Here is a 14,412-nt window from a genome sequence, read left to right as displayed (position 1 = left end):
ATTTCACTCAACCGTGCGCACTCAAACCATCGTCAAGCCATCATCAGACCAATCCCACCACCAGTGGCCCCAGCAATGTCAGCAAGACATTGGCCAACGCATAGGTAATCGCGAACGGAACCGTCGGCACCGCGCTTTCCGCCTTATCAAGCACGCCGCCAAACGCAGGATTCGCACTACGCGATCCGGTCAGCGCACCCGCCAGAAGCGCGGCGTTTGTGTATCGCAGCACGTATCGGCCGAAGAGCATCGTGAGAACGAGCGGCACTATCGTGACGATCGCACCCAGCAAAAAGATCGTCAGGCCGCTGTTCTTCACCGTCACCACGGCCGCCAATCCGGAGTTCAAGCCAACTGCCGCCACGAACGCCGCGAGCCCGAAATCCTTCATCAGTTGCGATGCCGCCGATGGCATCACGCCATACATCGGATGCTTGCCCCGCATCCAGCCGAATACCAGCCCAGCCAGCAAACAGCCTCCGCCGGACCCCAGGGTCAACGGCACGCCGCCCACATTCACCACGATCAACCCGATCAACAAACCGAGCACAATCCCGACGCCCATGTAGATGAAATCAGTCTTGTTGGTAACCGGCAATTCATAACCCGCCGCATCCACGGCACGCTTCGTATCCTGCGGCGAACCGTAGAACGTAATGACATCGCCGTGTTCGAGCTGGGTCTCGGGAAGGATCGGCAACGGCTGGTCCGCCCGGCGAATTTCCTGCACGAACACGCCGTGCCGCAAGTCACGATCCACGGTCGTGCGCACCGCGGCAATCGTCATGTGATTCATGCCCTTGCGCGTGAACACGCCCTGCCGGTTCTGCATCACGACGCTGATGCCGTCGGTGTCCGCAACCTCTTCACCAATGTTCGACGCCGCCGTCACCATCACTTCGCGCCGGCCGACGACCAGCACGATATCGTCGACTTGCAGCATTACGTCCGGCCGCGGCTCCATCGCTTTGCCGGCCCGGCGGATTCGCTCGATGGTGATCATGTCGGACTCGGCCATCTCGATCTCGGCGACTGTCCGGCCCGCAGCACCGCCCACGCCCGATTCACCCAATCCGCCTGGAGCGGCCTTGATCGCCAGCGACCCGGCGTCAGCGCCACCCGCGCGCGCCGCCGCACCGCTGCCGCCTGTCACGCGATAAGCCCGCCCGACCAGCTCCGGGAGCGCCGCTGTCTGACCGGCCCCATGCGCGACCGTGCCGCCCAGCAAACTTTTCTCCGCTTCCGCTGCGGCCTCCTTCAAACCTTGCCCCATGAACTTCGGCAAGATATTCACGCACACGATGATCGCACCCAGCGATCCGAATACGTACGTCACGGCATAAGCGACAGCCACGTCGCCCTGGAGCGCCTTGGTTTCGGCAACCGGCAGTCCGAGCCGCGCGATGGCATCGCCTGCTGTGCCGATGATCGCGGACTGCGTCAACGCTCCACCGGCCAACCCCGCCGCAATGCCCTTATTCAAGCCGAACAGCTTCGCGCACACCAGCACCGTCACCAGTGCAGACACCGCGAGGAACACCGCCATCGCGATCTCACGCAGGGTCTTGCGCGACAGCGAGTTGAAAAACTGCGGTCCTGAGTCGTAGCCCACTGCATAGATGAAGATCGCGAACATGACAGATTTCACGCCGTTGTCGATCTGCACACCGAACTGACTGATGACGACCGCCGCCAGCAACGACCCGCCAACACCGCCGAGCTGGAACTTGCCGAAGTTGATCTGGCCGATGAAGTACCCCACCGCCAGAGACAGGAAAAGCGCAATCTCCGGTGACTTCGTGAAAACCTGATGTATCCATTCCATAGTGCCCTCTCGAGTTTGGTATACCCTGCCCGACCTGCTAAAACTGACGCTCCTGCCTACGCGCCTATCCTGCTTTTATGACGTAAACCTCTTCATCCCACCTTGCCTGCAAGCCCGACGATCACCGGCCCCATCAGCGGCAAGAGAACGTTCGATAACGCGTACGTGATCGTGTAGCCGATCACCGGCGTCGCATTGCCCGTCACACCGACGAGCGCGCTGATCGCGGGTGTGCTGCATTGCTGGCCGGCGATCGCGCCGAGCAGCATCGGCACTTCGAGTTTCAACAGCCAGCGTCCGACCGCGAGCGACACCAACGCCGGCCCGAGCGTGATGACCACGCCCGCCAGCGGCAGCGCAACGCCGTACTCGCGGATCAGGCGGATCGCATCGGCGCCTGCCCCCAGCCCGACCGCGGCGATAAACGTGCACAGTCCGAAATCCTTGAGCACCTGCGCCGCAGCGGAAGGCAGCGAACCGATCACGGGATAGCGCGAGCGAATCCAGCCGAACAGCAGCCCGGACAACAAACAGCCGCCGCCCGTACCCAGGGCGACCTGCACGCCGCCAACGCGTGCGCTCAGATGCCCGACGACAATCCCCGCAATCACGCCGATGCCGAGAAACACGAAATCGGTCTTTAACGTCGCGCGGATCACGTAGCCGAGCTTCGCCGCGCCGCGCCGCACGTCATCGGCCCCGCCGATCAAGGTCAGCACATCGCCGCGATGCAGTTCCGTCCCCGGCAACGCGGGGATCGTGCTGTCCAGCCGCGTGACGGCCGAGATATAGACACCGCGGCTATCGGCGGACGTCGCGCGGGCACGCACCTGCGCGACCGTCAGGCCATGCACTTCGCGCCGCGTAAGCATCACATCGAGCGCGGTGGCATAGACGTCGGCGACATCGCGGCCGGTGACTTCTTCACCAATGGACGGCAGCGCCTCCACGAGGGCCGTGCGACGGCCGCCGATCACGATCCGGTCGCCCTTTTTCAACACGAGATTCGGCTGCGCTTTCACAATCGAGCGGCCGCGCACCACGCGCGCCACGGTGAGCTCGTTGCCATAGCGCTTTTCGAGGGTATCGATGCTCAGATCCGCCGCGCCCGTGACGCTGACCTCGCGCGCTACGAGTGATGGCGCCGCCAGTCGCTGGCCCTCGGCCAGCGCGCTGTCGCCACCGAGCGCGCGCCACAGGCGCTCGGCTTCGTCGCGCAGATTCACGCGCAACATCAGCGGCGCGATCTGGCTGGTGAACAACACGATAGTGACGAGCCCGAACAGGTAACTCACGCTGTAGGCAGTGACAATGTTGGCCTGCAGCCGGGCAATCTCGGCAGCAGGCAGCGCGAGCTTGCCGATTGCCTCGGACGCCGTGCCGACCACGGCCGATTCCGTCGCGGCGCCGGCGAGCAAACCAGCGGCCGTGCCGCGATCGAGCTTGAAGAGGGCGACGGCTCCGAGCACGAGCCCAATTACTACCACCAGCTCGACAACTGAAAGGAGCCCATATCGCCAGCCGCGCCCGATATTCGCGAAGAATTGCGGTCCACCGGTGAAACCCAGTGCGAAGATAAATAGCGCAAATGCAATATTCTTTAGATCCGGCGACAGACGCGCACCGCTTTGTCCGAGAACCAGCGCCACAATCAACGTGCCGCATACCCCGCCGAGCTGGATCGGTCCTAACTTGAAAGAGCCGATGAAAAAGCCGAGTGCCAGACTCGCGAACAATGCAATTTCGGGTTGACTCGCCAGCAGATTCCAGATCATGAAATTATCGCCTCTATTGATTATTTAAACGCAACTATCAAACGACCTTGAATGACGGAAATTAAGGATTCGATTAATTATGATCGTGATTCCGGAATCGTTGAACAATGTACCTTGTAAATGTCAGTTTGCCAGCCGGCAAGTTGGGACGGTATGAATTTAACGCCCATCTTCATTTTTGACGTGCCGGTATCGTTTCCACTCAATAAACACCTGTAATCGGAACGCCTGGCAGAGCTTATCGCGGTTCGATGAGAGTCGAACCGTCAGATTGCATGCAATAGACAAGTCGTTTATCGATCGCATCAAAAGTCGAATTCCGTAACACAACTCTTGAAACAAAAATCTGCATAAATCAGACGATCCATTCCAAAATCCGTGGAAGTGTAATTTTTCATTGCAATGAATTAGCAAATGTGAAAGTCTTGCGGTTAATGCGGAATGCAGACAAGAAATGGCCCAGATATTGCAATTCCGCATAGGTGTCAATACGCTTTTTGGCGCTGATCAAAAAATGCTGTATGCGCGGTGACGCGTAATACGGCCCCACACTGTTTTGCACACTGAGAGGTAAGAGACAATGAATCAAATTCATGCCATGCGTGTGTTCGTACGGGTGTCGGAAACCGAAAGCTTTCGGCGAGCCGCACAACAACTCGACGTCTCAAACGCGCTTGTTACTCGCGCAATTGCAATGCTGGAAGCGCATTTGCGCACCCGGTTAATCAATCGCACTACTCGTAACCTCTCACTGACAGAAGCCGGCACGCGTTATCTCGAAGGCTGCCGCGCATTGCTCGAAGAACTCGATCATCTCGAGTCAATGGTGGCGCATACCGAAGGCGACCCCAGCGGCACATTGCGTGTGGTGGCTTCAGGATCGCTTTCGCTCATGGCGTTGACGCCGCTGATCGATGGCTTCCGGCAGGTTTATCCGAAGGTGAATGTGCGCCTCACTTTATCCGAGCGTCATGTGGATCTGGTGGAGGACGGATTTGATGTCGGGATTGTCACGGCATTCATGGTGACGAGTACGGCGTTGGTAGAACGCCCGGTCGCCACCAACACGCTGATTCCCGTCGCCACGCCCGCTTATCTGGAAGAGCACGGCTCGCCCAGCACGCCGGCCGATTTGCTGCATCATGCGTTCGTGGCATTACCCAGCGAAATGCGCAGCGCCACCTGGCACTTCCGGCATCGCAATAACGGCAGCGCCGACCAGGTCACGCTCGCCCCCGTCTATACTGTCAACAGCGCATTGATGGTGCGGCTGGGAACGCTTGCGCACATGGGCATTTCGATCATTCCGGAAGGCATTGTCGCGGCAGATCTGGAAAACGGCTCGCTGGTACGAGTATTGGGTGACTACGCTATTGATGATCCGGACGTGAAGGTGTCTATCGTTTATCCGGGACGACAATATCTGCCGGCGAAGACGCGCGCCTTCATTGACTACACGCTTGAACACATGGGCCCGGGCGGAGAAGTCGGACTGCCGCAGCCGGAAACCATCCTCTCGCGGCTTTCAATGGTGCCCCCGGCGAGCGCGATCGCTAGTTGATTCATTTACCTGGCTGGCAGGGAGACCATTCGATGTCGATTCACATAATCGTCTTCAGCAGCCGGCAATATGATCGCGACGTCTTTAGCGAGGCAAACGCGGCGTTTGGTTACTCTCTGCAGTTCCAGGAATCACAACTTGACGCGCAAACGGCCATTCTTGCCCACGGGTGTGCGGTGGTATGCCCGTTTGTGAATGACATCCTTGACGAAGCTGTCCTGGAAACACTTTGCGAGGGCGGCACACAACTCGTGGCGCTGCGCTCGGCAGGTTTTAATCACGTTGATCTGGCAGCGGCAGTCCGGCTCGGAATCGGCGTGGTGCGTGTGCCGGCTTATTCTCCGCATGCGGTGGCGGAGCACGCCGCCGGGCTGATCCTGACGCTGAATCGCAAGTTGCATCGGGCTTATGCCCGCACTCGCGACGGCGATTTTTCGCTCAACGGCCTGCTGGGTTTCGACCTGCACGGCAAGACGCTTGGCATTATTGGCACGGGTGTAATCGGGCGGGTATTTGGCCGCATCATGGCCGGTTTCGGCATGACGCTGCTGGCGTTTGATCCTGGAACGCCGGCAGCCGATCTTCTTCAAGCCGGAGCGCGCTATATTCCGCTCGATACTCTCCTGTCCGAGTCGGACATTGTCAGCCTGCATTGCCCGCTTTTACCCTCCACCTATCACCTTATCGACGCCGCCGCACTCGCCCGCATGAAACGTGGCGCCATGCTGATTAATACCGGCCGCGGCGGTTTGATCGATAGCCGGGCGCTCGTCGGCGCGTTGAAAAGCGGGCAACTAGGCCACCTTGGCCTCGATGTCTACGAGGAAGAAGGGGGACTCTTTTTCGAAGACCATTCGAATCACATGCTGCAAGACGACGTGCTCGCGCGGCTATTGTCGTTTCCGAATGTTATCGTTACCTCCCATCAGGCTTTCTTCACACGCGAAGCCCTCAGCGAGATCGCCAATACCACGCTCGGGAATGTAAAAGCCTGGTTTGACGGCTCTCCGCGCTATCAAGTACTTCCCCTGACAATCTGATTTCACGCTTCGAATGCGGAGTTTATTGGCGGGATGTTTTTATACTTCCCGTCCGATAAATCAGCTTTTCGGATAATCAATGTATTCTTCATACAAATAAAACTTACAAAACTATTGTGGTTTTATTACTCCAGGGCGGCATGCCGTTTGCTGTGATCCAATGCGGCATCGCAAGCTGTTGCCATTTTCGAACCAGTTTGGCGCCACTTTCATCTGTCGTTATCTTTAACCGCGAGTGGGGAACGGTTGGACACATCGCAAGACCTGATCGTCGCCAGGCCGGAGGGCCTTTATTGCCCGCCGGGGGATTTTTATATCGACCCGTGGCGCCCCGTTGATCGGGCAATCATTACTCACGCCCATGCCGATCACGCCCGCTTAGGACACGCCAGTTATCTCGCCGCTGAGGCGAGTGTCGGCGTGTTGCTCTCGCGCTTGCCGGGTATCAACCTTCAAGGCATTCCCTACGGCGAGCGCGTTGTTGTGAATGGCGTCGCCGTCTCACTGCATCCGGCCGGCCACGTTCTCGGCTCCGCGCAAGTGCGTGTGCAGCATGCCGGTCGCGTCTGGGTCGCCTCGGGCGACTATAAGGTCGAGCCCGATCCTACTTGCACACCGTTTGAAGCGGTTCGCTGCGATACCTTCATCACGGAATCCACGTTCGGCCTGCCGATTTATCGATGGGAACCGTCCCCCACGGTTTTCGACGGCATCAATTCGTGGTGGCGGCATAACGCGGCCGAGGGCCGGGCTTCCGTGCTGTTCTGCTATTCGTTCGGCAAGGCGCAGCGGATTCTGGCCAGCGTTGATCCCGCCATTGGGCCGATCTTTTGCCATGGCGCGGTGGAACCGCTGAACCGCGCATACGCGCAAGCCGGCGTGAACTTGCCGCTGACGCGGCCGGTCAGCGCTATCGCCGCGAAAGACAAGACCGCGTTCAAGGGCGCGCTGATCATTGCGCCGCCGTCGGCGCAAGGGAGCACGTGGATGCGCCGCTTTGGCGACTATAGCGACGCGTTTGCGTCGGGCTGGATGCGGCTTCGCGGCACGCGGCGACGACGCGGCCTGGACCGCGGCTTCGTGCTCTCCGATCACGCCGACTGGCCGGGTTTGCAGACGGCGATTGGTGCGACGGGCGCGCAACGCGTGATCGTGACGCACGGACAAATCGAGCCGATGGTGCGCTGGCTCCGCGAACAGGGTCTGGAAGCGGGCGCGTTCACGACTGAATACGGCGATGACATGATAGAAGCCGACGAAGCGGAAAACGACCAGGCGAGCCGGTCCGGGCAGCAAGCCGTCGAACCCGCTCCGCCGCCCGAGGCCGACTCGCGATGAAACGCTTCGCCGCGCTGTACACCGCCCTGGACGGCACCACGTCGACAAATGAAAAGCTCGAGGCGCTGATCGCGTATTTCTCGGCGGCCGAACCCGAGGACGCCGCGTGGGCGTCGTACTTTCTCAGCGGTGGCAAACCACGCCAATCAGTACCAACACGTCTTCTCACCGAGTTCGCCCGCGAGCGCGCCGGCCTGCCGGAATGGCTGTTCGAAGAGTCGTACCAGGCGGTCGGCGATCTGGCTGAAACTATCGCCCACATCCTGCCGCCCGCGCAGCACACATCCGAACTCGGCCTTGCGCAATGGATCGAGGGGCGTGTGTTGACCCTGCGCGGCTTGGAGCCGGGCGAGCTTCGAACCCGTTTGCTCGGCTATTGGGACGAACTCGACTGGAGCGAACGTTTCTTGTTGACCAAGCTGATAGGCGGCGGTTTTCGCGTGGGTGTCGCGCGTCAGCTCGTCGTGCGCGCGCTTGCCGAAGTCGCGGGTGTGGATCACAAACGCATTGCCCAACGCATGGTCGGCTGGACCGATTCGCAGCAAGCGCCGGGCGCGGCGCGTTATCTGCGTCTGATCGCACCGGAAAGCACGGACGATGAAAACGCCGCCGCGCCGCATGAAAGCGATCTCGGCCTGCCGTACCCATTTTTCCTGGCTCATCCCTTGCAAGCCGATCCGGCGACGCTCGGCGCGCCGTCGGAGTGGGTGATCGAATGGAAGTGGGATGGGATTCGCGCACAGCTCGTGAAGCGCTGTGGCCGCGTGTGGTTCTGGTCTCGCGGCGAAGATCTCATCACCGATCGCTTTCCCGAACTCGCGTCGCTCGGCGCCGCGCTGGCGGACGGCACTGTCATCGACGGTGAAATTCTCGCGTGGGAACCCGGTGGCGATGCGCCATTGCCGTTTGCGCGGCTGCAACCCCGGATCACGCGCAAGACTTTGTCGAAGAAAGTGCTCGCCGATTCGCCCGCCACGTTTCTTGCCTACGACTTGCTCGAAACCAACGGCCGCGATCTGCGAGTCACGCCGCTGATCGAGCGCCGCGCGCAACTCGATGCCTTGGCCGCCGCGCTGGGCGAAACACTGGCGGTGGACTTGCTGCGAGTGTCTCCAATGGTTGAAGCACCCGATTGGGAAACCCTTGCCGCGTTGCGCGACGAAAGCCGCGGCCGAGGTGTTGAAGGCCTGATGCTGAAGGGACGTGAATCGCTTTATGGCGTCGGGCGCACGAAGGCTTCCGGGACATGGTGGAAATGGAAGATCGACCCGTACGCCATCGACGCCGTTTTGCTTTACGCCCAACGCGGCCACGGCCGGCGCGCGAGTTTGTACACCGACTTCACCTTCGCCGTGTGGGACGAAGCCGATGGCGTGCGCACCCTCGTGCCCTTCGCGAAGGCGTATTCCGGCTTGACCGACGAAGAGATGCGCAAGGTCGATGCAGTCGTGCGCAAGACGACGATCGAAAAATTTGGGCCGGTGCGCAGCGTCACGCCGACGCTCGTGTTCGAGATCGGCTTTGAAGGAATCCAGGCGAGTCCGCGCCATAAGTCCGGCATTGCCGTGCGGTTTCCACGCATGTTGCGATGGCGTACGGACAAGCAGATTGACGACGCGGACACGCTCGGCATGCTCAAGGGTTTCCTCGAAGGAGCGGCGCCATGAGCACGCCGGCCGAGGACGACGATATAGACAATCAGGATACCCAACCAAGTAGCGATACAAAACGCCGATCCCCGCGTCCACGCCGGGTACCGAGAACACGCGCGGCGCAGGCAAAAGCCGATGCCGTTGCCGAGCTGTTTCGCCCCGTGCCGATCGTCATCGATCAGGACGTGGTGAACATACCGTTCGATGCACGTCTCGCTGCGTGGTTCGAACGGCACGGCTGGCAGCCGTTCCCGTTTCAACGCGAAGTATCGAAAGAGATCCAGGGCGGCGCGAGCGGCCTGCTTCACGCGACCACGGGCTCCGGCAAGACGTGGGCAGTCTGGCTGGGCGCGCTGTCGGCATACCTTCCCGAGCACCCGATGCGCACGCTACCGGCACCGCTTACCGTGCTATGGATCACGCCCATGCGCGCCCTCGCCGCCGATACCGCCCGCGCCTTGCAAACCGCGGTGACGGAGCTGGCGGTGCCGTGGAGCATCGGTTTGCGTACCGGCGATACCCCGTCCGCCGAACGCGCTCGGCAAAACAAGCGCATGCCGACGGCGCTGGTCACCACGCCTGAAAGTCTCACGCTGATGCTCACGCGCGCAAACGCCGAAGAGGAGATGAAGCATGTGCGGCTGGTTGTGATCGATGAATGGCATGAACTGCTTGGGAATAAACGCGGCACGCAAACCCAGCTCGCCCTCGCTCGCCTTGCGCACTGGCGGCCTGAGCTACAGGTGTGGGGGTTATCGGCGACGCTCGGTAATCTCGAGCTCGCCCGCGATGCATTGCTTGCACCGGTGAAAACGCCGCGCGTCGTGGTGCGGGGTGCGCAGCCGAAAACGCTGATCGTCGATACGCTCATTCCCCACACCATCGAGCGTTTTCCGTGGGGCGGCCATCTCGGCACGCGCCAGGTCGGACCCGTTGCCGCAGAAATCGAGCACGTGCGCAGTTCGCTCGTTTTCACCAACACGCGTTCGCAGGCTGAGGTCTGGTACCAGGCGTTGCTTGAATCGCGTCCCGATTGGGCGGGCGTGATCGCACTGCATCACGGGTCACTCGATCAGGAAGTCCGCGAGTGGGTCGAACTTGGCCTTAAAAGCGGCCAGTTGAAAGCGGTGGTCTGCACGTCAAGCCTTGATCTGGGCGTCGACTTCCTGCCGGTCGATCGCGTGTTCCAGATCGGTTCGCCCAAAGGCGTTGCGCGTTTGATGCAACGCGCCGGACGCTCAGGACATGCGCCGGGGCGGACATCACGGGTGACGATCGTGCCGACCCACGCACTCGAACTCGTGGAAGCCGCCGCTGCGCGCTGGGCCGTCGAGGAACGGCGCATAGAAGGCCGCGAGATGCCCACGAAGCCGCTCGATGTGCTTGTCCAGCATCTGGTGAGCATTGCCATAGGCGGCGGCTTCAAGGCGCGTGAACTCTTCGACGAAGTGCGCACGACCTACGCGTATCGCGACCTGACGCAGCAGGAGTTCGACTGGGCGCTCGCGTTTGTCGAACGCGGCGGCACGTCGCTCGCGGCGTATCCCGACTATCACCGCGTGACGCTCGATGCCGACGGGGTGTATCGCGTGCCGCGTGAGGACTTGATCCGGCGCCATCGCAACAATGTCGGCACGATTGTCGCTAACGCGACCATCAGCATCGCGTATATGACGGGGGGCCGCATTGGCTCAATGGAAGAATCATTCGTCTCGCGGCTGAAGCCCGGCGACGTATTCACGTTCGGCGGCCGCGCGCTCGAACTCGTACGCGTGCGCGAGATGACCGCATACGTGAAACGCGCGACGTCCTCGCGTGGCGCCATGCCTCAATGGGCCGGCAGCAAGATGCCCCTGTCTTCCGAACTCGCCGACGCCACGCTGATGATGCTCGCGCGCGCGGTGAACGGCGTCTACGACGAACCCGAGATGCAGGCCGTGCGGCCGCTGCTCGAATTGCAGGCGAAGTGGTCGGCGCTGCCCGAGCCGGGCGTGTTGCTGGTCGAGTTGATTCGTTCGCGCGAGGGGCATCATCTGTTCTGTTATCCGTTTGCCGGACGGATGGCGCACGTCGGGCTCGGGTCGCTGATCGGCTGGCGCGTCGCACGCGATCAACCGAGTACGTTCTCCATATCGATGAACGATTACGGCTTTGAGTTGTTATCCGCGCGACCCTTCGACTGGGAGACGCTTATACAGGACGGACTTTTTTCGCCCGATAATCTCGAACACGACATTCTCGCCAGCCTCAATTCATCCGAGCTTGCCGCTCGGCGTTTTCGCGAGATCGCGCGGGTGTCCGGGTTGATCTTTCAGGGACATCCCGGACAACAAAAAAGTGCGCGGCAATTGCAGGCGTCGAGCGGACTTTTCTATGAAGTTTTTCGCCGGCATGACAGCGGGAACCTGCTGCTTGCGCAGGCCGAGGAAGAGGTCATGTTGCAGGAACTTGAACTCGACAGGATACGAGCCGCGCTCAAGAGCATGAGCACGAGCCGGCTGGCGCTGACGCGCCCGAAGAAGCCGACGCCGTTTGCGTTTCCACTGATCATCGCGCGGTTGCGGGAGAAAGTGAGCACCGAGAAGTTGTCCGATCGCGTCGCGCGCATGCTTGCCGATCTGGAAAAGGCGGCGCGCGCATGATGCTCGAGGCGTTGACGGTGGATATTGGCGGGCATGCGCTGGTGTTGTCGGCGGCGCGGGCGGCGTTCGATCCGGTGCGGCAAACCTTGTTCATCGCCGATGCGCATATCGGCAAGGATGCGGTGTTTCGCGCGCGAGGCATTCCCGTACCGGAAGGTTCGACGGCGGAAACGCTTGCGCGCCTGGATATCCTGATCGCGATGCATCGGCCGGCGACGATCGTGTTTCTCGGCGATCTGCTGCATGCGCGCGAGTCACATGCGTTGACTACGCTCGGCGCGTTGGCCGAGTGGCGCGAACGGCATGCCGGTTTGCGGCTGATCCTCGTGGAAGGCAATCATGATCGCCATGCAGGCGGGTTGCCCAACGCGCTCGCGCTCGAGGTGGTTAAAGAGCCTTACCGGTTCGGGCCTTGGGCGTTGTGTCATTACCCGCAGCGCGTGGCGGGCGCGTATGCGCTGGCGGGGCATGAACATCCGGTGTATCGCGTCGCCACCCGGCTCGATAGCGCGAGATTGCCGTGTTTTCGTTTTGGTTCCGATGCCGGCGTGCTGCCTGCGTTCGGCGCGTTTACCGGTGGGTTCGAAGTGAACGCGAGCGCGCGCGGCGAGCGGATCTTCGTGGTTGCGGGGGAACGCGTGATGGCAGTGCGGACTCAGTGATAAGTCATCTTCGATGACGTCAGTTTCGTCAGCGTCCCGCGCTGGAACCTGTACCAGCCATCGGCACTTTTCAGCACCACTTCATCGCGCTGCCAGAACACGCCGGTTAGCTTCAGGCGCTTTGTCATGCGCTCAACCGTGGGCGGCCGCTTGGTGAAATCGTAGAAAACGAGTTCGGGTGCGCCGGTATCGAATGCCTCGACAATCATCCGCGCGCCGGACGGCTCCTCGAAATGCGCAATGCGGCGTGCGTGCAGCTGATCGAACGGCCTGCCATCGATTTGAGCTTCGAAGGTGGCTCCTTGCTGAACGAAGACCACGCTGCCGCCCGTGGTACGTATCGGTCCCGCGCTCGTGTCGGCGTCCTGAGCAAACACCCTCGGCACGACCGCGAATGCGAGCAGCGCGGCAACCATCAACGGGAAAAATTGCCGGAGCGCAGTCATGAAGGTCCTTGGTCGTAAAGCAGGAACCCGCAACCTAGTCCGCCCGATGGCAAAAAGCAACACAGATCGCCTCTCGACAGGCTGAAGACAGGCTGAAAACCCAACTCGTTGAATCAACTGCACAAATCTCAGGGTTTTCACCAAGCAAACTCGACAACGTTCGGTACAATTTGATCCCTTCAGCTCGCCCGAGCCTGCGTTCTTCACCCCGATAACGCGCGACCGGCCAGCACTCAGTCACCGCTTATCCCATGCCTCTGCCCCTTCTCGCCCTCGCCATTGCCGCGTTCGGTATCGGCACGACCGAATTCGTCATCATGGGCTTGTTGCCCAACGTCGCGCGAGATCTCGGGGTGTCTATCCCCGCGGCGGGCATGCTCGTGTCGGGGTACGCGCTGGGCGTAACCATCGGCGCGCCCATTCTCGCTATCGTCACTGCGAAAATGCCGCGCAAGAAAGCGCTGATGAGCCTGATGGGCGTATTCATCGTTGGCAACCTGCTGTGCGCCGTCGCGCCGGGTTACTGGATGCTGATGGTGGCGCGCATTCTGACCGCGTTCTGTCATGGCGCGTTCTTCGGTATCGGCTCGGTGGTGGCGGCGGACCTGGTCGCGCCCAACCGCCGCGCGCAAGCCATCGCACTGATGTTCACCGGCCTCACGCTCGCGAACGTACTCGGTGTGCCGCTTGGCACCGCGCTCGGTCAGGTTGCGGGCTGGCGCGCAACGTTCTGGGTGGTGACGTTGATCGGACTGGGCGCGGCGGGTGCGCTCGCCGTGTGCTTGCCGAAGCACATCGAGATGAGGGAATCGAGCATCCTGCGTGAATTCAACGTGCTGAAGAATCCGCAAGTGCTGATGGTGCTGGGCATCAGCGTGCTGGCATCGGCGAGTCTCTTTTCCGTGTTCACCTATATCACGCCGATCCTTGAAGACGTGACCGGCTTTTCACCGCATGCGGTCACGTTGGTGCTGCTGTTGTTCGGGCTTGGATTGACCGTGGGAAGCACGCTCGGCGGCAAGCTCGCGGACTGGAAACTATTGCGCTCGCTGCTGACGTTTCTCGTATCGATCATTGTGGTCCAGGCCATTTTCGCCGCCACGATGCACGCAGCCATTCCCGCGATGATCACCATCTTTGTCTGGGGCGTGCTCGCTTTCGCGATCGTTCCACCCTTGCAGATGTTGATCGTGAACCGCGCAAGCGATGCGCCAAATCTCGCGTCTACGTTGAACCAGGGCGCGTTCAATCTCGGCAACGCGACGGGTGCGTGGCTCGGCGGGATGACGATTGGCGCGGGTGCGGCGCTTAGTGTGCTGCCGTGGGTGGGCGTGCTGATGGCATGCGGCGCGTTTGGGTTGACGCTGCTGTCGGCGTCGATGGATCGCAGGGCGCGGCGCGCGAGCATCGGGCAGGCGGTTTAGGTTCGTTCGCACCGGTGGACGGGGTTTAAGGTTGGTCGGGTTTTGGG

10 protein-coding genes are annotated in these 14,412 nt (G+C 61.1%); 7 read left to right on the top strand and 3 right to left on the bottom strand.

Annotated elements, in window-relative coordinates; translation table 11 throughout:
* Positions 1 to 43 precede the first annotated feature (43 nt).
* Positions 44 to 1,825 carry an aspartate-alanine antiporter family protein gene (locus tag FH08_RS0118765; RefSeq protein ID WP_031359813.1) on the bottom strand — a complete coding sequence of 594 codons (1,782 nt, stop codon included), beginning with the start codon at positions 1,823 to 1,825 and terminating at the stop codon, positions 44 to 46.
* Between the two features lie 92 nt (positions 1,826 to 1,917).
* Entirely contained in the window at positions 1,918 to 3,600 is a 1,683-nt protein-coding gene (aspT, locus tag FH08_RS0118760; RefSeq protein ID WP_031359812.1) for an aspartate-alanine antiporter, read from the bottom strand.
* Positions 3,601 to 4,180: 580 nt separating this feature from the next.
* On the opposite strand from aspT, the gene FH08_RS0118750 reads away from it, so the two are divergent.
* From FH08_RS0118750 to pdeM, 6 genes are all read left to right on the top strand, one after another.
* A complete protein-coding gene (locus FH08_RS0118750) occupies positions 4,181 to 5,161 on the top strand; it encodes a LysR family transcriptional regulator (protein WP_035566604.1) in 981 nt (326 codons plus the stop codon).
* Positions 5,162 to 5,199: 38 nt separating this feature from the next.
* Entirely contained in the window at positions 5,200 to 6,201 is a 1,002-nt protein-coding gene (locus FH08_RS0118745) for a 2-hydroxyacid dehydrogenase (protein ID WP_031359810.1), read from the top strand.
* 246 nt (positions 6,202 to 6,447) lie between these two features.
* Entirely contained in the window at positions 6,448 to 7,539 is a 1,092-nt protein-coding gene (locus FH08_RS0118740) for a ligase-associated DNA damage response exonuclease (RefSeq protein WP_051888361.1), read from the top strand.
* Entirely contained in the window at positions 7,536 to 9,206 is a 1,671-nt protein-coding gene (locus FH08_RS0118735; RefSeq protein WP_031359808.1) for an ATP-dependent DNA ligase, read from the top strand. Before FH08_RS0118740 ends, FH08_RS0118735 begins: the two co-directional genes overlap by 4 nt.
* Positions 9,203 to 11,833, top strand: coding sequence for a ligase-associated DNA damage response DEXH box helicase (locus FH08_RS0118730; RefSeq protein ID WP_031359807.1), 2,631 nt, complete (start codon positions 9,203 to 9,205; stop codon positions 11,831 to 11,833). Before FH08_RS0118735 ends, FH08_RS0118730 begins: the two co-directional genes overlap by 4 nt.
* Positions 11,830 to 12,495: a ligase-associated DNA damage response endonuclease PdeM gene (gene pdeM, locus FH08_RS0118725; protein WP_031359806.1), complete on the top strand. Its 666-nt coding sequence runs from the start codon at positions 11,830 to 11,832 to the stop codon at positions 12,493 to 12,495. The genes FH08_RS0118730 and pdeM overlap by 4 nt, the downstream gene beginning before the upstream one ends.
* Here pdeM and FH08_RS0118720 read toward each other — a convergent pair.
* Positions 12,489 to 12,941, bottom strand: a complete 453-nt coding sequence (locus tag FH08_RS0118720) for a hypothetical protein (RefSeq protein WP_031359805.1) — start codon at positions 12,939 to 12,941, stop codon at positions 12,489 to 12,491. The two genes, pdeM and FH08_RS0118720, sit on opposite strands and share 7 nt — an antisense overlap.
* 251 nt (positions 12,942 to 13,192) lie before the next feature.
* Between FH08_RS0118720 and FH08_RS0118715 the strand changes: the two genes are divergently transcribed.
* The gene (locus FH08_RS0118715) at positions 13,193 to 14,365 is read left to right on the top strand and encodes an MFS transporter (protein WP_031359804.1); all 1,173 of its coding nucleotides are present in this window, start codon (positions 13,193 to 13,195) and stop codon (positions 14,363 to 14,365) included.
* Positions 14,366 to 14,412: the final 47 nt, after the last annotated feature.

The sequence above is a fragment of the Caballeronia sordidicola genome (assembly GCF_000729995.1).
GTDB classification, from domain to species: Bacteria; Pseudomonadota; Gammaproteobacteria; order Burkholderiales; family Burkholderiaceae; genus Caballeronia; species Caballeronia sordidicola_A.
This window is presented reverse-complemented; position numbering and strand designations above follow the sequence as displayed.

What these genes read in the sequence shown, in the direction of transcription:
- FH08_RS0118750 (WP_035566604.1), top strand. Translation starts at nt 4,181, where the DNA reads ATGAATCAAATTCATGCCATGCGTGTGTTCGTACGGGTGTCGGAAACC.
- pdeM (WP_031359806.1), top strand. Translation starts at nt 11,830, where the DNA reads ATGATGCTCGAGGCGTTGACGGTGGATATTGGCGGGCATGCGCTGGTG.
- FH08_RS0118720 (WP_031359805.1), bottom strand. Translation starts at nt 12,941, where the DNA reads ATGACTGCGCTCCGGCAATTTTTCCCGTTGATGGTTGCCGCGCTGCTC.
- FH08_RS0118735 (WP_031359808.1), top strand. Translation starts at nt 7,536, where the DNA reads ATGAAACGCTTCGCCGCGCTGTACACCGCCCTGGACGGCACCACGTCG.
- FH08_RS0118715 (WP_031359804.1), top strand. Translation starts at nt 13,193, where the DNA reads ATGCCTCTGCCCCTTCTCGCCCTCGCCATTGCCGCGTTCGGTATCGGC.
- aspT (WP_031359812.1), bottom strand. Translation starts at nt 3,600, where the DNA reads ATGATCTGGAATCTGCTGGCGAGTCAACCCGAAATTGCATTGTTCGCG.
- FH08_RS0118730 (WP_031359807.1), top strand. Translation starts at nt 9,203, where the DNA reads ATGAGCACGCCGGCCGAGGACGACGATATAGACAATCAGGATACCCAA.
- FH08_RS0118765 (WP_031359813.1), bottom strand. Translation starts at nt 1,825, where the DNA reads ATGGAATGGATACATCAGGTTTTCACGAAGTCACCGGAGATTGCGCTT.